Origin of the sequence: Hylemonella gracilis str. Niagara R, from assembly GCF_000600295.1 — a bacterium.
Taxonomy (GTDB): domain Bacteria; phylum Pseudomonadota; class Gammaproteobacteria; order Burkholderiales; family Burkholderiaceae_C; genus Hylemonella; species Hylemonella gracilis_A.
Genome location: NZ_JEMG01000001.1, coordinates 3,799,506 through 3,815,931, shown reverse-complemented (window position 1 = coordinate 3,815,931; position 16,426 = coordinate 3,799,506). Strand labels below are relative to the sequence as shown.

14 protein-coding genes are annotated in these 16,426 nt (G+C 65.5%); 10 read left to right on the top strand and 4 right to left on the bottom strand.

Annotation, left to right across the window (positions count from 1 at the left end):
- Window positions 1–36 precede the first annotated feature (36 nt).
- The 9 genes from AZ34_RS17415 to AZ34_RS18970 all read left to right on the top strand — a co-directional run bounded on the left by AZ34_RS17415 (window position 37) and on the right by AZ34_RS18970 (window position 11,278).
- Window positions 37–717: a GNAT family N-acetyltransferase gene (locus tag AZ34_RS17415; protein WP_051510007.1), complete on the top strand. Its 681-nt coding sequence runs from the start codon at window positions 37–39 to the stop codon at window positions 715–717.
- A 120-nt stretch (window positions 718–837) separates the two neighbouring features.
- Window positions 838–1,722 carry an HlyC/CorC family transporter gene (locus AZ34_RS17410; protein ID WP_035610463.1) on the top strand — a complete coding sequence of 295 codons (885 nt, stop codon included), beginning with the start codon at window positions 838–840 and terminating at the stop codon, window positions 1,720–1,722.
- Entirely contained in the window at window positions 1,715–3,376 is a 1,662-nt protein-coding gene (gene lnt, locus AZ34_RS17405) for an apolipoprotein N-acyltransferase (protein ID WP_051510005.1), read from the top strand. Before AZ34_RS17410 ends, lnt begins: the two co-directional genes overlap by 8 nt.
- Before the next feature lie 80 nt (window positions 3,377–3,456).
- Window positions 3,457–4,374: a glycine--tRNA ligase subunit alpha gene (glyQ, locus tag AZ34_RS17400; RefSeq protein ID WP_035612113.1), complete on the top strand. Its 918-nt coding sequence runs from the start codon at window positions 3,457–3,459 to the stop codon at window positions 4,372–4,374.
- Window positions 4,375–4,378: 4 nt separating this feature from the next.
- Window positions 4,379–6,583, top strand: a complete 2,205-nt coding sequence (glyS, locus tag AZ34_RS17395) for a glycine--tRNA ligase subunit beta (RefSeq protein WP_035610460.1) — start codon at window positions 4,379–4,381, stop codon at window positions 6,581–6,583.
- A 47-nt stretch (window positions 6,584–6,630) separates the two neighbouring features.
- On the top strand, window positions 6,631–7,239 hold the full coding sequence (gene gmhB, locus AZ34_RS17390; protein ID WP_035610458.1) for a D-glycero-beta-D-manno-heptose 1,7-bisphosphate 7-phosphatase: 609 nt from the start codon (window positions 6,631–6,633) through the stop codon (window positions 7,237–7,239).
- A 19-nt stretch (window positions 7,240–7,258) separates the two neighbouring features.
- Window positions 7,259–8,008, top strand: coding sequence for a lysophospholipid acyltransferase family protein (locus tag AZ34_RS17385; protein ID WP_035610455.1), 750 nt, complete (start codon window positions 7,259–7,261; stop codon window positions 8,006–8,008).
- 24 nt (window positions 8,009–8,032) lie between these two features.
- Complete coding sequence (locus AZ34_RS17380; RefSeq protein WP_231495559.1) at window positions 8,033–9,094, top strand: M48 family metallopeptidase; 1,062 nt, start codon at window positions 8,033–8,035, stop codon at window positions 9,092–9,094.
- Between the two features lie 99 nt (window positions 9,095–9,193).
- On the top strand, window positions 9,194–11,278 hold the full coding sequence (locus AZ34_RS18970; protein WP_081767275.1) for a methyl-accepting chemotaxis protein: 2,085 nt from the start codon (window positions 9,194–9,196) through the stop codon (window positions 11,276–11,278).
- 97 nt (window positions 11,279–11,375) lie between these two features.
- Here AZ34_RS18970 and AZ34_RS17370 read toward each other — a convergent pair whose 3' ends face one another.
- The 4 genes from AZ34_RS17370 to AZ34_RS17355 form a co-directional block, all read right to left on the bottom strand.
- Window positions 11,376–12,101: an LrgB family protein gene (locus tag AZ34_RS17370; RefSeq protein WP_035610449.1), complete on the bottom strand. Its 726-nt coding sequence runs from the start codon at window positions 12,099–12,101 to the stop codon at window positions 11,376–11,378.
- Window positions 12,094–12,498 (bottom strand): CidA/LrgA family protein, encoded by a 405-nt coding sequence (locus AZ34_RS17365; RefSeq protein ID WP_051510003.1) that lies wholly within the window; start codon window positions 12,496–12,498, stop codon window positions 12,094–12,096. Before AZ34_RS17365 ends, AZ34_RS17370 begins: the two co-directional genes overlap by 8 nt.
- Before the next feature lie 27 nt (window positions 12,499–12,525).
- The gene (locus tag AZ34_RS17360) at window positions 12,526–14,025 is read right to left on the bottom strand and encodes an FAD-linked oxidase C-terminal domain-containing protein (protein WP_035610447.1); all 1,500 of its coding nucleotides are present in this window, start codon (window positions 14,023–14,025) and stop codon (window positions 12,526–12,528) included.
- 64 nt (window positions 14,026–14,089) lie between these two features.
- Window positions 14,090–15,400 carry an NAD(P)/FAD-dependent oxidoreductase gene (locus AZ34_RS17355; RefSeq protein WP_035610443.1) on the bottom strand — a complete coding sequence of 437 codons (1,311 nt, stop codon included), beginning with the start codon at window positions 15,398–15,400 and terminating at the stop codon, window positions 14,090–14,092.
- 108 nt (window positions 15,401–15,508) lie between these two features.
- Between AZ34_RS17355 and asd the strand changes: the two genes are divergently transcribed.
- Window positions 15,509–16,393: an archaetidylserine decarboxylase gene (gene asd, locus AZ34_RS17350; protein WP_035610440.1), complete on the top strand. Its 885-nt coding sequence runs from the start codon at window positions 15,509–15,511 to the stop codon at window positions 16,391–16,393.
- The last annotated feature ends 33 nt before the right edge of the window (window positions 16,394–16,426 follow it).

Genomic DNA, 16,426 nt, shown 5'->3' with positions numbered 1-16,426 from the left:
ATTGGCGAAAAGCACGAATCCTCGTAAAGTAAGCCCATGGCCTCTACTCTGGAGAGTGACGACGTGCAGGACAAGCCCAAGGGCCGCCGGCCCTGGCTCGCCATCATTCGCCGCCTCGGTCTGCGGCACCGTGATCGCATCCTCGGCCACCTGCTGGATCTGGATGCCCATGACCGCTATCTTCGTTTTGGATACGCCGCGAACGACGAGCAGATCCGGGCGTACGTCGACAAGTTGGATTTCGAGCGCGACGTCGTGTTTGGCATCTATAACTGGCGGCTGAAGCTGGTCGCCATGGCTCATCTGGCGCATTCGGTGGACCGCAGTTATGACGCGTGCGCGGAATTCGGCGTGTCCGTCCTGCGTTCCGCCAGAGGGCATGGCTACGGCGGGAAACTCTTCTCCCGGGCCATGCTGCACGCCCGAAACACGGGAGTTCAGCTGATGTTCATCCATGCCTTGAGCGAGAACAAGATCATGCTCAGCATCGCGCGCAAGGCTGGGGCCACGGTGGAATATGATGGCTCGGAAGCACAAGCCTATCTGCGTCTGCCGGCTGCGACGTTTGAGACGCAGGTGACCGAGTTGCTGGAGGAGCAATTGGCGCAAGCTGATTACCGCCTCAAGATGCAAGCTAGGCAGTTCTGGAACTTTCTGTCCGACTTGCAAGACGTGCGGCGCGGCGTGCGCGAAGGCCGCCACAGGTCCGGCTCCTGAAAGGCGTGGGTCTCCACCGCAGCATGTGAACCCGTAGCCGTTGGTGCCAACGATTTTCGAGTCCAACAGCTTCTCCGCTATCCTATAGCCCTCTCAACTTTCGCCTTGTGCGTTGCATCAGTGCCTGACCCTTACCCTGCGCGTTTCTCCGAGAAGGAAGACAAGCGCACGCTCTGGAAAAAGATCGCCGAATTCATTCATCCGGGACCAGACTCCACGGCTGAATTGATGGAGACCTTGGCCGAGGCCGAGGACAAGCAGCTCATAGGTGCCGAGTCGCGTTTCATGCTCGAGGGCGTGCTGCGCATGGCTGATCAAAGTGCCGGCGATGTGATGGTGCCCGCGCCTCGCATGGATCTCGTCGATATCAACGCGCCGTACAACGAACTGTTGAACGCGGTCATCGATGCCGCGCACTCTCGCTTTCCGGTGTATGAAGGCGAGCGGGAGAACATTATCGGCATCCTCCTGGCCAAGGATCTGCTCAAGCTGCAGCGCGCGCCTGAACTGAATATACGGGCGCTGCTGCGACCCGCAGTGTTCGTGCCCGAGAGCAAGGGTTTGAATGATCTGCTGCGCGAGTTCCGTGGTACCCGCAATCACCTGGCCATCGTGATCGACGAATTCGGTCGCGTGGCCGGTCTCATCACCATCGAGGATGTGCTGGAGCAAATCGTTGGCGAGATCGAGGATGAGTTCGACATCTCCGAGGACGATGGCGATATCTTCGGCCTGGCCGATCAAACCTACCGTGTCAGTGGCAGCTCCTCGATCCAGCGGGTCAACGAAGCGTTTGGCGTGGAACTGCTCGCCAGTGACCGGGAGGAGAGCTTTGACACGATCGGTGGTTTGATCGCGCACGAGATGGGGCATGTGCCGCGTCGTGGCGAGCAGCACATCATGGCCGGTTTGAAGTTCATCGTGCTGCACACGCGAGGTGGCGCGGTCAGGTGGTTCAAGGTTGCTCCGGTGTCCGCGCCAACTGACGCCAGCGTCCATGCCTGATCGCCGCAAGGCCATCTGGGCCCAGGCGAGTCGCATCAGCCTGGCCTTGCTGGCAGGCGGGCTGCAAGCCCTGTCCATCGCCACGCCCTGGAGTGGTGAGCCGCAGGCTGGGCTGCAACTGCTATCCCTGACGCTGCTGGCCAGCGTGCTGACGCGCCCCGCCTGGCCAGGAACGACAAGCCCCTCTGCGCCTGCTGCCTCGGCCGCAATGCTGGGCTGGTTGTACGCTCTGGCTTGGCTGGCGGGCACGTTCTGGTGGATGTTCATTGCCATGCACCGCTATGGCGGCTTGCCGGCGCCCTTCGCGGTGCTGGCGGTGCTGGCTTTGGCTGGTACCCTGGCACTCTACGCCGCCGCCGCCTGCGCCCTGTATGGCCACCTCATCCGCAGACTAGGCCAGGGTCGCCCTGCCGTCCATGCTTTCTTATTTGCCGCGCTGTGGTTGCTGGCCGAACTCGCGCGAGGGCGCTGGTTCACCGGCTTCGGTTGGGGTGGGCCTGGTTATGCACATGTTGAGGGGCCCTTGGCGGCTTACGCGCCCTGGATCGGGGTGTATGGCATCACGGCGGTGACGGCCTGGCTCGCGATGATGTTGGCCTCCACGGGCTGGCAACTATGGCCGGCCTTGCGCGGCCGCAGCGGCGCGGAGCGGGCAGGCGCATTGAAACTGGCCACAAAGGCCGCGCTTGCCGTGGTGCTGGTGATGTACCTGCCTTCCCTGCAAGAGCGGTGGGTGCCCTTGATCAGCGCATCCTCCGGCACCCTGCGCATCGCATTGCTCCAGGGCAATATTCCTCAGGACGAAAAGTTCCAGCCGGGCAGCGGCGTCGCGCTGTCCCTGCGCTGGTATGGTGAACAACTGATGCAAGCGCCGCAGGACGCCGATCTGGTCGTCGCGCCGGAAACCGCCTTGCCACTCCTGCCCCAGGATTTGCCCGCAGGCTACTGGCCTAGGCTGGAAGCGCTCTACGCGCGCACCGGTACTTCGGCTGCGCTGATCGGTTTGCCATTGGGTAACTTCCGCGAGGGCTACACGAACTCCGTGATCGGCCTGGCGCCAGGGCAGCAGCCCTACCGCTATGACAAGCACCATCTGGTGCCCTTCGGTGAATTCATCCCGCTGGGCTTCCGCTGGTTCACGGCCATGATGCAGATCCCCCTCGGTGATTTCAACCGTGGTGAGTTGAACCAACCTTCCTTCGCCTGGTTGGGCCAGCGTCTGGCCCTGAACATCTGCTACGAGGACTTGTTTGGTGAGGAGCTGGGCGCGCGGTTCGCCGACGTACAGACCGCGCCGACCGTGTTTGTGAATGTGAGCAATATCGCTTGGTTCGGCGACACGGTGGCGGTCGCCCAGCATCTGCACATCTCGCGCATGCGGGCCCTGGAGTTCGCGCGGCCCATGGTGCGCGCGACCAACACGGGGGCGACCGCCTGGATCAACCACCAAGGCCAGGTGCGTGCCATGCTGGCGCCCCACACTCGGGGCGTACTCACGGTGGAAGTCGAAGGCCGGACCGGTCTCACGCCCTACGCCCGCTGGGTCGCGGCTTTCGGGCTGGGGCCACTCTGGCTCTTGAGCCTGCTGGTGCTGTCCTGGGCGGTCTGGCGTGGCCGTTCGAGGCCCACGCCCACGGCGGGCGCGGAACCGTAAAATCACGGGCTTGGCCGTTTGGCCGCCCCTAGATGCCTTGCGGGCCTGTGATGGCCTGGGAGGCCACAGCCTGTTCACCCATGTTGACCTTCCAGCAAATCATCCTCACCTTGCAGTCCTATTGGGACAAACAAGGCTGCGCGCTCCTGCAGCCCTATGACATGGAAGTCGGCGCGGGCACTTCGCACACCGCCACCTTCCTGCGTGCCATCGGCCCCGAGCCCTGGAAAGCCGCTTATGTGCAGCCCAGCCGTAGGCCCAAGGACGGTCGTTACGGCGAGAATCCCAACCGCCTGCAGCACTACTACCAATACCAGGTCGTGCTCAAGCCCGCGCCCAGCAACATCCTGGAGCTTTACCTGGGCTCGCTCGAAGCCCTGGGCTTCGACCTGAAGAAGAACGACATCCGCTTCGTCGAGGACGACTGGGAGAACCCCACGCTCGGCGCCTGGGGCCTGGGCTGGGAAGTCTGGCTCAACGGCATGGAGGTGACGCAGTTCACCTACTTCCAGCAGGTCGGCGGTATCGACTGCAAGCCCATCACCGGCGAGATCACCTACGGCCTGGAGCGTTTGGCTATGTACCTGCAGGGCGTGGACAACGTCTACAACCTGGTCTGGACCGAGGGCTTGTCGTACGGTGACGTCTACAAGCAAAACGAAGTCGAGCAGTCCACCTACAACTTCGAACACAGCGACGCCGACTTCCTGTTCACCGCCTTTGCGGCGCACGAGAAGCAGGCCAAGCACCTCATGGGAGCGCAACTGGCCTTGCCAGCTTATGAGCAGGTGCTCAAGTGCGCGCACAGCTTCAACCTGCTGGACGCGCGCGGCGCGATCTCCGTGACGGAGCGCGCCGCCTACATCGGCCGCATACGCAACCTCGCACGTAGCGTGGCGCAAAGCTACTACGACAGCCGCGAGCGCCTGGGTTTCCCCATGGCGCCGCGCGAGTGGGTGGCGCAAATCGAGAAGATGACTGAGAAGAAGGCCGCCTGAGACCATGAGCATGAACAACCTTCTCGTCGAACTGTTTGTTGAAGAGCTGCCGCCCAAGGCGCTCAAAAAACTTGGTGAGGCTTTCTCCACCGTGCTGCTGGACCAGCTCAAGGCCCAGGGCCTGGCTTCGGCGGATTCCGTCGTGACGCCCTACGCCTCACCGCGCCGTCTGGGAGCGCATGTGACCCAAGTGCTTACTCAGGCGCCAGACGAAGAACTGCTGCAGAAGTTGGTGCCTGTCAGTGTTGGTCTAAAGGACGGCCAAGCTACAGATGCTTTGCGCAAAAGACTGGCCAAAGAAGGGCGTGGTCATTTGGCAGACATGTGGCCGAATGCCAAAGACGGTCCTGACGAGCTATTCATTCAAAACGATGGCAAGGTAGATGCGTTCTATCTGCGGGGCTTAGCGAAAGGGACGAGCCTTTCTAACGGTGTGCAAGTCGCTTTGGACGAGGCTATCCAAAAGCTGCCCATTCCCAAGGTCATGAGCTACCAGCTCGAGACCGATTGCGAACTGCCTGGCTGGAGCAGCGTGAATTTCGTGCGTCCCGCGCATGGCCTGGTGGCCCTGCACGGCAGCGCCGTGGTGTCTGTCCAGGCCCTGGGCCTGAGAGCAGGCAACAGCACGCGCGGTCACCGCTTCGAGGCGAAGAAGGACGTGGTCGTGCTCAAGGATGCCGACAGCTACGCGGCGACCCTGCGCGAGGACGGCGCGGTCATCGCATCGTTTGCCGAGCGCCGTGCCGAGATCGTGCGCCAGCTCGCGGCGGCGGCCGCCAAGGTGGGCGGCGGCGTGCGTCCCATCGAGGACGAGGCGCTGCTGGACGAGGTGACGGCGCTGGTTGAGCGGCCCAATGTGCTGGTCTGTGAATTCGAAAAAGAGTTCCTGGCCGTGCCTCAGGAGTGCCTCATCCTCACGATGAAGGCCAACCAGAAGTACTTCCCCCTGCTGGACGCGGCGGGCAAGCTGACGAACAAGTTCCTTGTGGTCAGCAACATCAGCCCGGCCGACGCCAGCGCCGTGATCGGCGGCAATGAGCGCGTGGTGCGTCCGCGCCTGGCCGACGCCAAGTTTTTCTTTGATCAGGATCGCAAGAAGACGCTGGAGTCGCGGGTCGAAGGCCTGGGCAAGGTGGTCTACCACAACAAGCTGGGCACGCAGGGCGAGCGCATGGAGCGCGTGCGCGCCATTGCCAAGGCGATTGCCCAACAGCTGGGCGACGCCAAGCTGGTGGCAGCCGCGGATACTGCCGCGCGCCTGGCCAAGACCGATTTGCTGACCGACATGGTGGGCGAGTTTCCGGAGTTGCAGGGCATCATGGGTGGCTACTACGCGCGCCATGACGGTCTGGGTGAGGAGATCGCGCAAGCGATTGAAGACCACTACAAGCCGCGCTTTGCCGGTGACGATCTGCCGCGCAACACCGTGGGTCTCGTTGTGGCCTTGGCCGACAAGCTGGAAACGCTGGTGGGCATGTTCGGCATTGGCAATCTGCCCACGGGTGACAAGGACCCGTTCGCGCTGCGTCGCCATGCGCTGGGGGTGATCCGCATGCTAGTTGAAAAAGAGCTGCCGCTAGATTTGCGCGAGGTACTCAGCATCGCTAGCAATGCATGCTTTGCAACGTTGAAGAACTCTGCCGATGTTTCTTTCCTAAAGAACATTGCAAATGCCGTGGAACTTGAAGATCTGATCTACAAGACTTGCGGCGAATTCATGATGGAGCGCTTGGGGGGAAGTCTTCGCGAGCAAGGTTTTACTTCCCAAGAAGTAGAGGCCGTGCTGTCTCTTGAGCCCTCTCGGTTGGCTGATGTTCCCAAGCGCCTCACCGCCGTGCGCGCCTTCGTTGCTTTGCCCGAAGCCGCCGCGCTGGCCGCCGCCAACAAACGCATCGGCAACATCCTCAAGAAGGCCGAAGGCACGGTCGAAGCCAAGGTTGATGCCCAGCTGCTCAAGGAACCGGCCGAACAAGCTCTGCACGGCGCGCTGCACAGCGTGCAACCGCTGGCCGACAAGCTCTACGCCAATGGCGAGTACGCAGCGTCCCTGCGTGAATTGGCCGTGCTCAAGGCCCCGGTGGACGCCTTCTTCGATGGCGTGATGGTCAACGCGGAAGACGCGGCGCTGCGCGCCAACCGCCTGGGCCTGCTCAAGAGCCTGCACGAAGCGATGAACCGCGTGGCCGACTTGTCGCGCCTGGCGGCCTGAGGCGACACACACCGCAAGCGCCAACCGGCCTCCAACGTCCACACGCCATGCCCAACAGCGCCCTCAAGCTCGTCATCCTGGACCGTGACGGCACGATCAACCAGGACCGTGACGACTACGTGAAGTCGGAGGCAGAGTGGGTGCCCCTGCCTGGCGCGCTGGAAGCCATCGCCCGGCTCAACCACGCGGGCTGGCATGTGGTGGTCGCGTCCAACCAGTCCGGCCTGGGGCGCGGTCTCTTCGACGTGTCCGCGCTCAACGCCATGCACTCCAAGATGCACAAGCTGCTGGCCACTGCGGGTGGGCGGGTGGAAGCCATCTTTTATTGCCCCCATGGGCCCGAGCAGGCCTGCCGTTGTCGCAAGCCTGCGCCCGGCCTGTTCGAGCAGATCGGCGAGCGCTACGGCGTGTCGCTGCAAGGGGTGCCCACGGTGGGCGATACGGCCCGCGACCTGATCGCCGGCGCGGCGGTGGGCTGCGAACCGCATCTGGTGCTCACTGGCAAAGGCGCAGCCTGGCGTGAGCCGCTGGCTGCTGGCCAAAGCTTGCCCGCCAACTTCCCGGTCGGCACGCGGGTGCATGACAATCTGGCCGCCTTCGCCGCATGGCTGATCGCGCGTGACCATGAACAGCAGGCTGCGCAACACGCCGACTGACACAAGTTAGGACTTCGAGATGATCTTTCTGCGTTCCCTGTTGCACGCGCTTTGGATGCTGGTGACCGTGGTGCCCTGGGGCATCATGATGTTGATGGCCTCGCTCTTCCTGCGCGCCAATCCCATGTATTGGTTGGCCGTGGGTTGGCTGAGCCTGGCCATCCGGGGCGCGCGCGTGTTGCTGGGCATCCAGGTACGCGTGACCGGCATGGACAACCTGCCGCAGGGCGAAACCAGTCAGGCCATTCTGTTGGTCAAGCACCAGTCCACGCTGGAGACTTTCCTGATCCCCACGCTGATGCCGCACCCCCTGGCCTTCGTGTTCAAGAAGGAACTGCTCTATGTGCCCTTCTTCGGTTGGGCCATGGCGCGGCTGGACATGATCCACATCGACCGTTCCCAGCGCAGCGAGGCTTTCAACAAGGTGGTGGCCCAGGGCAAGCGCCTGCTGTCGCGCGGCGTCTGGATCATCATGTTCCCCGAGGGCACGCGCATTCCGCGCGGTGAACAAGGCGTCTACAAGACCGGTGGCACGCGCCTGGCCATCGAGACCGGTGCACCAGTCGTGCCGATCGCGGTGAGCTCGGCCAAGGTCTGGCCGCGCAAGGCCTTCCTCAAGCGTCCCGGCGTGGTCGATGTGGTCATCGGCCGCCCGATCCCGAGCGAGGGCCGAGAGCCGGCGGAACTGATGCGCGAAGTGGAAGACTGGATCGAAGGTCGGATGCGCGAGATCGACCCCGAGGCCTACCCGCCCAAGACCGGCGCCTGAGCCGGCCCTGACCTTTTGCCACCCATGTCCACCATGCGAGGTTTGCTCCAACTCGCCCTGGACTTCCTCGACGCGCCATCCGCCCAGCACCGGCCTGCGCCTTCCACGGAACGCCTGTCCCCGCCCATACTGGGGCCAGCTGCGGTGCCAGTGCCACCTGGGCCACAGCCGGAGCCGCAATCTATCGCGATGGTTTCGCCGTCGGACCCGGACGTGGTGTGCGCGCACGCTTACACGCACCCCCACGCAAACCGGCAGACCCGGCTGGGCGCGGTGCCCGTCGCCTATGAATTCAAGCGGGGCCGGCGCCGCACCATAGGCATGGCCGTGGGCGAGGCCGGTTTGACGGTCAGCGCGCCGCGCTGGACGCCGATGCATGAGGTGGACGCCGTGCTGCAGGAGAAAGCCGCCTGGATTGTGCGCAAGCTGCACGAGATGCAGGCGCGTCAGCAGCGTGCCCAGACGGCGCGGCTGGAATGGCGCGCCGGCACCGTGCTGCCCTGGCTGGGGCAACCCCTCACCCTGGCCCTTGCGCAAAGAGGTGATAGCGCCGACCAGTCCGCACCCATCCCATCAGCCGATCAGCCGGCGGCACCGCCTGTGGCAGCCCGCACAGCGGCTCGCCGCCGTACCCGTCGCACCGGCCAAGCGGTGCTGGAGGGCGCTGAGACCACGGTCTCGGATACAACGGGCCGCACCTTGCGCCTGGACCTGCCTGCCGACGCGCCGCCTGTGCTCGTCCGCGAGGTGGTGCACGCCTGGTTTTTGGAGGAGGCGCGGGCGCTGTTCGCGCAGCGGCTCGACCACTACGCGCCCCTCTTACAGGTGACGTGGCGCAAGCTGGCCCTGAGCAATGCGCGCACGCGCTGGGGCAGCGCCAGCAGCGACGGCCGCATCCACCTCAACTGGCGCCTGATGCACATGCCCCTGAAAGTGATCGATTACGTCGTGGTGCATGAACTGAGCCATCTGCGCGTGATGGACCACAGTCCGCGCTTCTGGGACACCGTGCGTTCCGTGATGCCGGACTACCAGGACCACCGTCAGCATTTACGCGTTGTCACCTTGCCGATCTGGGGGGACTGAAGAAAAAAACCAGTTCTCCTCAACCCCGATTCCGGACAAAATCACGCGCCTGGGCTTAAAAGTTACAATTCTTACGGTTGTATACAAGGAGTCGACGCGATGAGTGCAGAACATGGTTTGAGGACGCGCTGGCTCAACATGAGTTTGTCCACACGGTTGGCCGCCAGCATTTTTTTCATCATCGGCGTCGTGGTGCTGGTGTTCGTCATGGCCATCAGCTACACCCTGATGGGTTCCGTCGAGCGTCAGGCGCTGCAGAACATCAACACCCAGACCCGGCTGATTGTCGATTTGATCGACGCCTCGGACAAGGACCTGCGTCAGCGGGCTGCGGCCCTGGCCAAGGCCTTCCAGAACCGATTGGCCGGACAGTTCACCCTGGATGCTGCCACGATCACCGAGGTGGCCGGCAAACCCGCCCCCACGCTGCGCCTGGATGGTCGGGTGCTCAACATGAATTTCGAGGTGGCGGACGGCTTCACCGCCGGCACGGGCGCCGTGGCCACGGTGTTCGCCAAGACTGGCGAGGATTTCATCCGCGTTACCACCTCGCTCAAGAATGCCGAGGGTGCGCGTGCCATCGGCACCTTGCTGGACCGCAACCACCCGGGTTACAAGGCCACGCTGGCGGGGCAGACCTATTCTGGACCGGCGGTCTTGTTCGGCAAGCCCTACATCACCCAATACGACCCGATCCGCGATGCGCAAGGTCAGATCATCGGCCTGAGTTTCATCGGGCTGGACTACAGCAATTACCTTGAACAGCTGAGGACCACCATCCGCAGCCTCAAGATCGGCGAGACGGGGTACTTCTACGTGCTGGATTCACGTCCCGGAGCGAACTACGGCAAGCTGGTCATCCATCCGGCGGCTGAAGGCCGCGTCGTGCTCGACAGCAAGGACGCCGAGGGGCGCGAATTCATCAAGGAGATGCTGGAGCGCAAGAACGGCACCACCCATTACCCCTGGATCAACGAAGAGCGTGGTGAAACCAGCGCGCGCGACAAGCTCGCCGCTTTCGCCTACTTTCCTGGTTGGGAATGGGTTGTGGCTGGCAGCACCTATGTGGACGAAGTTACCGCCGACGTGCGCGGTCAGCGCCTGCTCTACGGCGTGATCGGCGTCGTCATGGTGCTGCTGGTGTCCAGCGTCCTGTACCTGCTGATTCGCCGCACCGTCATCATGCCCTTGACCCAGGCCCGTACCCTGGCCGATGCGCTGGCCCGAGGTGACTTGAGCGTGCGCATGCACAGCCCGCGCCAGGACGAACTGGGGCAGTTGATGGGCGCCATGAACCGCATCGGCAGCGGCTTGGCTGAAGTCGTGCACACCGTGCGCGAAGGCAGCGAATCGGTCTCCACCGCGAGCGCGGAAATCGCCGACGGCAACCAGGACCTGAGTGCCCGCACCGAGAACCAGGCCAGCGCGCTGGCGCAGACCGCCGCATCGATGGAAGAGCTGGGCAGCACCGTCAAGCAGAACGCGGCCAACGCCCAGCAGGCCAACCAACTCGCGCAAAGTGCCTCGACCGTGGCCGTCCAGGGCGGCGAGGTCGTGGCCCAGGTGGTGGACACCATGAAGGGCATCAGCGACAGCAGCCGCCGCATCGCCGACATCATCAACGTGATCGACGGCATTGCATTCCAGACCAATATCCTGGCCCTGAACGCGGCGGTGGAAGCCGCGCGCGCGGGCGAGCAGGGCCGGGGTTTCGCGGTGGTCGCCGGCGAGGTGCGCGCGCTGGCCCAACGCAGCGCCGATGCCGCCAAGGAGATCAAGGGCCTGATCACCGACAGCGTGCAACGCGTGGAACAGGGTACCTCCCTGGCAGACAAGGCCGGCGGCACCATGACCGAGGTGGTCGCCAGCATCCAGCGGGTGAGCGCCATCATGGCCGAGATCAGCGCAGCCAGCAGCGAGCAGACTGCGGGTGTGACCCAGGTCGGTGAGGCCGTGACCAATATGGACCAGACCACGCAGCAGAACGCCGCGCTGGTAGAAGAGATGGCCGCCGCAGCCACCAACCTGCGCCAGCAGGCGCAGGAACTGGTGCGGGTGGTCAGCGTGTTCAAGTTGACGGGGCAGCCCGGGGGGGCGGATGGCACCATGGGCATGGACCATCAAGGGGCCGCAGCGCCCGGATTGTCCGGCCATGAACCCCCAAGGCTGACCACCGATCGCTGAGCCGCTGGCTGTGAGATGGTGGGCACCGTATCCGTGGTGACCGGGCGTTGCTGCGCCTGCATGGTGCGGGCCGTTAGCCTGATCGTCGTGTCGAAGCTCAGAACAGCTTGAACGCCAGAGGCATCAACAGCGCGGCCAGCACCACCTGCAGGCCGAGCGCCACGGCGGCGTAGGCCCCGGCTTCCTCGTCGACCTGCAGCGCGCGTGCCGCGCCGACCCCATGCGAAATCGTGCCCAGTGCAAAACCGCGCGCCGCCCAGCCCTCGGGCGTCGTGGGCACGCGCATCAGGGCGAACAGATAACGGCCCGACAGCGCGCCCACCAGCCCGGTGAGCACGGCGAACACGGCCGCCAGCGCGGGCACGCCGCCCAGCGCCTCGGCCACACCCATGGCCACCGGCGCGGTGACGGATTTGGGCGCCAGTGACAGCACGATGTCTTGCGGCAGGTCAAGCAGCGTCGCCAGGCCCACGGCACTCGCACAGGCCGCCGCGCCACCGGCCAGGGCGGCCGCCAGCAGGCGCCAGCCCTGGGCGCGCAGCGCGGCGCGGCGTTGCCACATGGGCCAGGCCAGGGCGACCACGGCGGGCCCGAGCAGGAAGTGGATGAACTGCGCGCCCGCGAAGTAGCTGGGGTAGGGCACTTGCGCGGCATGCAGCGCGAGCGCCAGCGTCACCACGCTCCAGAGAACCGGGTTGGCCCAGGGCGCTTGGTGCAGGCGCACGTAGAGCGCCGAGGCCAGCAGGTAGACGACCAGCGTCGCGCTCAGGCCGAACAGCGGCGAGGCCGACAGGTAGACCCAGAGCTGGACGAAATCAGGCATCGCGAGGCGGGGCCCGGGGAGCGGGTGGGGGCGGCGAGGAAGCCGAAGCCATGGTCCTGCTGCGCAGCGCGTACAACACGCCTGCCGTCACGGCCAGTCCAATCCAGGTGGACAGCACGATGACGACGGCCAGCCGTGCACCGTATTCGGCCAGGGCGCCGAAATAGGCCATCACGCCCACGCCCACGGGCACGAAGAGCAGTGACAGGTGGGCCAGCAGAAAGTTGGCGCTTTGCGCCACGGGCTCGCGCACACGGGGCAGGAACAGGGCGACGAACAGCAGCACCATGCCGATGACCGGCCCGGGGATGGGCAGGTGGAAGAAGCGCGACAAGACCTCGCCGATGGACTGGAAAACCAGCAGCCAGGCCAGACCCGTCAAGGCGCCGGTGTTCATGAAGCCGCCTTGCGCATGGGCTCGGGTTCAGAAGCGCGGCAGATCCGGGTGGCTGATCTTGCCGCCTCGCACCAGCATCTTGCCGTACTCGGCGCAGCGGTTCAGCGTCGGTATCACCTTGCCGGGGTTGAGCAGGCCGGCTGGGTCAAAGGCCTGCTTGACGCCCAGCATCTGCGCATGCTCCTCGGCGGTGAACTGCACGCACATGCTGTTGAGCTTTTCCACGCCCACGCCGTGTTCGCCCGTCACCGTGCCGCCCATGGCGACGCTGGTCTCCAGGATGTCCGCACCGAACAGTTCGCAGCGGTGCAGCTGGTCCGGGTCGTTGGCGTCGAACAGGATAAGCGGGTGCAGGTTGCCGTCGCCGGCGTGAAAAACATTGAGGCAGCGCAGCCCGTACTTGACTTCCATCTCCTGGATGGCCAGCAGGATGTCGGCCAGGCGGGCTCTGGGGATGGTCGAGTCCATGCACATGTAGTCCGGCGCCAGCCGGCCGCTGGCGGGGAAAGCGTTCTTGCGCCCGCTCCAGTAGCGCAGACGTTCTGCCTCGTCGCGACTGACCGCGATGGCCGTGGCCCCGGCGGCGCGCAGCACCTCGCTCATGCGGCCGATTTCCTCTTCCACTTCCTCCGGCGTGCCGTCGCTTTCGCACAGCAGGATGGCGGTGGCGGAGAGGTCATAACCGGCATGGACGAAATCCTCGACCGCGGCCGTCATGGGCTGGTCCATCATCTCCAGGCCTGCCGGGATGATGCCGGCGGCGATCACCGCAGCCACGGCATCACCCGCGCGCTTGACGTCAGCGAAGCTGGCCATGATGCAGCGTGCGAGCTGGGGCTTGGGCGTCAGTCGCACCGTGGCCTCCACGACCACGGCCAGCATGCCTTCGCTGCCCACCAGCACGGCCATCAGGTCGTAACCCGGTGCGTCCAAGGCCTCGCCGCCGAACTCCACGGCCTCGCCCTCGACCGTATAGCCACGGACCTTGAGCACGTTGTGCACGGTCAGACCGTATTTCAGGCAGTGCACGCCGCCCGAGTTTTCGGCCACGTTGCCGCCGATGGTGCAAGCGATCTGGCTGCTCGGGTCCGGCGCGTAATAAAGGCCGTGGGGCGCGGCCGCTTCGCTGATGGCGAGGTTGCGCACGCCGGCTTGCACGACGGCCGTGCGGCTGGCCGGGTCGATCTTTACGATCTTGTTGAACTTGGCGAGTGACAGCGTCACGCCCATCGCGTGCGGCATGGCTCCGCCGGACAGGCCGGTGCCTGCGCCGCGCGCCACCACGGGCACTTTCAGCGCATGGCAGGCGCGCAGCACGTCCGCGACCTGGTCCTCAGTTTCGGGCAGGGCCACGGCCAGCGGCCGCTGGCGGTAGGCCGTGAGGCCATCGCACTCATACGGTGTAGTGTCTTCCTCCTGCCAGAGCAGGGCATAGGCTGGCAAGACGGCTCGCAGCGCGTTCACGACTTGCGCTTGACGCGCCTTGCGCTCGGCGGTGCTGAAGGGGGGCTCTGCGGGGGCATTCATGGCGGGGTCATCATAAATAAACGCTGTGGCCGGGTCGAGATCGGGATTGACGTCACGACCGCGATCACGACCCAGACCGCGCGAGCCAGTCCACCACGCCTTGCGCCGCCACGCGTGCGCTCGCGAAGCTGGCCGTCAGCAGGTAGCCGCCCGTGGGCGCTTCCCAGTCCAGCATTTCACCGGCGCAAAACACGCCGGGCAGCGCGGTCAGCATCAGTTGGGCGGTCAGCCCGTCGAGGCGCACGCCGCCCGCCGTGGAGATGGCCTCGGCGACGGGACGCGGCGCGGTGAGCGTCAACGGCAGGCGCTTCAGCGCGGCGGCGAGCGTGGGCCCGTGCAGCATCTGCTCGCGCGTCAGCAACTCGTGCAGCAGGCCCAGCTTGAGCGGGCTGAGGTGCAGCCGGCTTTTCAGGTGCGAGGACAGCGAGCGGCTGCCGCGCGGGTGTTGAACCTCGGCGAGCACGCGCTCGGGCGTCAGTTGCGGCAACAGGTCGAGGTGCAGCGTGGCCGCGCCATCGCGCTCGATCTGGTCGCGCAGCGCGGCGCTGGCCGCGTAGACCAGCGAGCCTTCGATGCCGTGGGCCGTGATGACGAACTCGCCGGGCCGCGCCGGGAAGCCCTCGGCCGCCAGCGCGACGGGCTTGACCGGCTGGCCGGCGAACTCGGCCGCGAAGCGCTCGCTCCAGCCGGGTGATTGGGGGTCCGGGTGCGGGCGTGCAGCCGTCGAGCCCACATCGAAGCCGCAGTTGGCGGGGCGCAGCGGCGCGACGTCCACGCCGCGCTTTTGCAGCAAGGCCGCCCACGCGCCATCCGACCCGAGCTGCGGCCACGACGCGCCGCCCAGCGCCAACAGCGTGGCGCGCGGGCGCACGAGGCGCTCACCGTCGGGCGTGGCGAAGCGCAGCGCGCCGCCATCCGTTTGTTTTCCCTCTCGATCCGTCCAGCCCATCCAGCGGTGCCGCATCGCGAACGTGACACCCGCCGAGCGCAGCCGGTGCAGCCATGCGCGCAGCAGCGGCGCGGCTTTCAGGTCGCGTGGAAAGACACGGCCCGAGCTACCGACGAAAGTCTCCACGCCCAGGCCAGCGGCCCAGGCGCGCAGCGCGTCGGCGTCGAAGTCACGCAGCAGCGGTTCGATCTGCGGGGCGCGCGCGCCGTAGCGGGCGAGGAAGGGCGCGAACGGCTCCGAATGCGTCAGGTTCAGCCCGCCTTTGCCGGCGAGCAGGAACTTGCGGCCGACGCTGGGCTTGGCATCGAAGACGGTGACTTTGTGGCCGGCGGCGGCCAGCACTTCTGCGGCCATCAAGCCGGCGGGGCCGCCGCCGATGACGGCGACAGAATCCGGACCAGCAGAACTCGAATCAGGGGAACTCATGGCCCGGATTGTCTCGTGCCCAGACGCGTGCGCACGGCGACGTCGCTGGGCCGTGGCGGGATAATTGCCGGTTTATCCTCGCCGGTCCTCCCGAAGAAAGCCCCGCCCATGTCCGATCGTCTGGCCGTGTTGCCGCAGTACCTGTTCCCGAAAAGGGCCATCAACGTGTTTTCCGGCTGGGTGGCCGGTTCGGCCATGGGGGGGGTGACCACGGCCATCATTCGCCGCTTCATCCGTCGCTACGACGTGAACATGAGCGAGGCTGCCGAGCCCAACCCGGCGGCTTACGCCACCTTCAACGACTTCTTCACGCGCGCGCTGAAGGACGGTGTCCGCCCGCTGGCCGATGCCGACTGGATCTGCCCGGTGGATGGCGCCATCAGCCAGTTCGGCGACATCCAGCGCGACCAGATTTTCCAGGCCAAGGGCCACCACTACAGCACCACGGCCTTGCTGGGCGGTGACGCCGCGCTGGCCTCCCAGTTCGAAAACGGCCACTACGCCACGCTCTACCTGAGCCCGCGTGATTACCACCGCATCCACATGCCCTGCGCGGGCACGCTGCGGCGCATGGTCTACGTGCCGGGGGATTTGTTTTCCGTCAACCCGACTACCGCGCGTGGCGTGCCAGGCCTGTTCGCGCGCAATGAGCGCGTGGTCTGCATCTTCGATACCGCACACGGCCCGCTGGCCCTGGTCCTTGTGGGCGCGACCATCGTGGGCAGCATGACCACGGTCTGGCATGGCCAGGTCAACCCGCCGCGCCGCCCCACGGTGATGGAGTGGCTGTACGACGGCGCGGCCGACGGCACTGGCGAAGGCCGCGAAATCACGCTCGCCCAGGGCGCGGAAATGGGGCGCTTCCTGCTGGGCAGCACCGTGGTGCTGCTCTGGCCCGGCAAGCCGGGGGCCTCCGGCCTGCAATTCAACCCGGCTTGGGCGCCTGGGCGCGCCATCCGCCTTGGTGAGAAAATGGCCGACTCGAAAGCCTGACCCCGGTTTCAGGGAAGTCAGGCACCTACAGGA

What these genes read in the sequence shown, in the direction of transcription:
- asd (WP_035610440.1), top strand. Translation starts at nt 15,509, where the DNA reads ATGTCCGATCGTCTGGCCGTGTTGCCGCAGTACCTGTTCCCGAAAAGG.
- AZ34_RS17355 (WP_035610443.1), bottom strand. Translation starts at nt 15,400, where the DNA reads ATGAGTTCCCCTGATTCGAGTTCTGCTGGTCCGGATTCTGTCGCCGTC.
- AZ34_RS17370 (WP_035610449.1), bottom strand. Translation starts at nt 12,101, where the DNA reads ATGCCTGATTTCGTCCAGCTCTGGGTCTACCTGTCGGCCTCGCCGCTG.
- glyS (WP_035610460.1), top strand. Translation starts at nt 4,379, where the DNA reads ATGAGCATGAACAACCTTCTCGTCGAACTGTTTGTTGAAGAGCTGCCG.
- AZ34_RS17385 (WP_035610455.1), top strand. Translation starts at nt 7,259, where the DNA reads ATGATCTTTCTGCGTTCCCTGTTGCACGCGCTTTGGATGCTGGTGACC.
- AZ34_RS17415 (WP_051510007.1), top strand. Translation starts at nt 37, where the DNA reads ATGGCCTCTACTCTGGAGAGTGACGACGTGCAGGACAAGCCCAAGGGC.
- gmhB (WP_035610458.1), top strand. Translation starts at nt 6,631, where the DNA reads ATGCCCAACAGCGCCCTCAAGCTCGTCATCCTGGACCGTGACGGCACG.
- glyQ (WP_035612113.1), top strand. Translation starts at nt 3,457, where the DNA reads ATGTTGACCTTCCAGCAAATCATCCTCACCTTGCAGTCCTATTGGGAC.
- AZ34_RS17380 (WP_231495559.1), top strand. Translation starts at nt 8,033, where the DNA reads ATGTCCACCATGCGAGGTTTGCTCCAACTCGCCCTGGACTTCCTCGAC.
- AZ34_RS17360 (WP_035610447.1), bottom strand. Translation starts at nt 14,025, where the DNA reads ATGAATGCCCCCGCAGAGCCCCCCTTCAGCACCGCCGAGCGCAAGGCG.
- AZ34_RS17365 (WP_051510003.1), bottom strand. Translation starts at nt 12,498, where the DNA reads ATGAACACCGGCGCCTTGACGGGTCTGGCCTGGCTGCTGGTTTTCCAG.
- lnt (WP_051510005.1), top strand. Translation starts at nt 1,715, where the DNA reads ATGCCTGATCGCCGCAAGGCCATCTGGGCCCAGGCGAGTCGCATCAGC.
- AZ34_RS18970 (WP_081767275.1), top strand. Translation starts at nt 9,194, where the DNA reads ATGAGTGCAGAACATGGTTTGAGGACGCGCTGGCTCAACATGAGTTTG.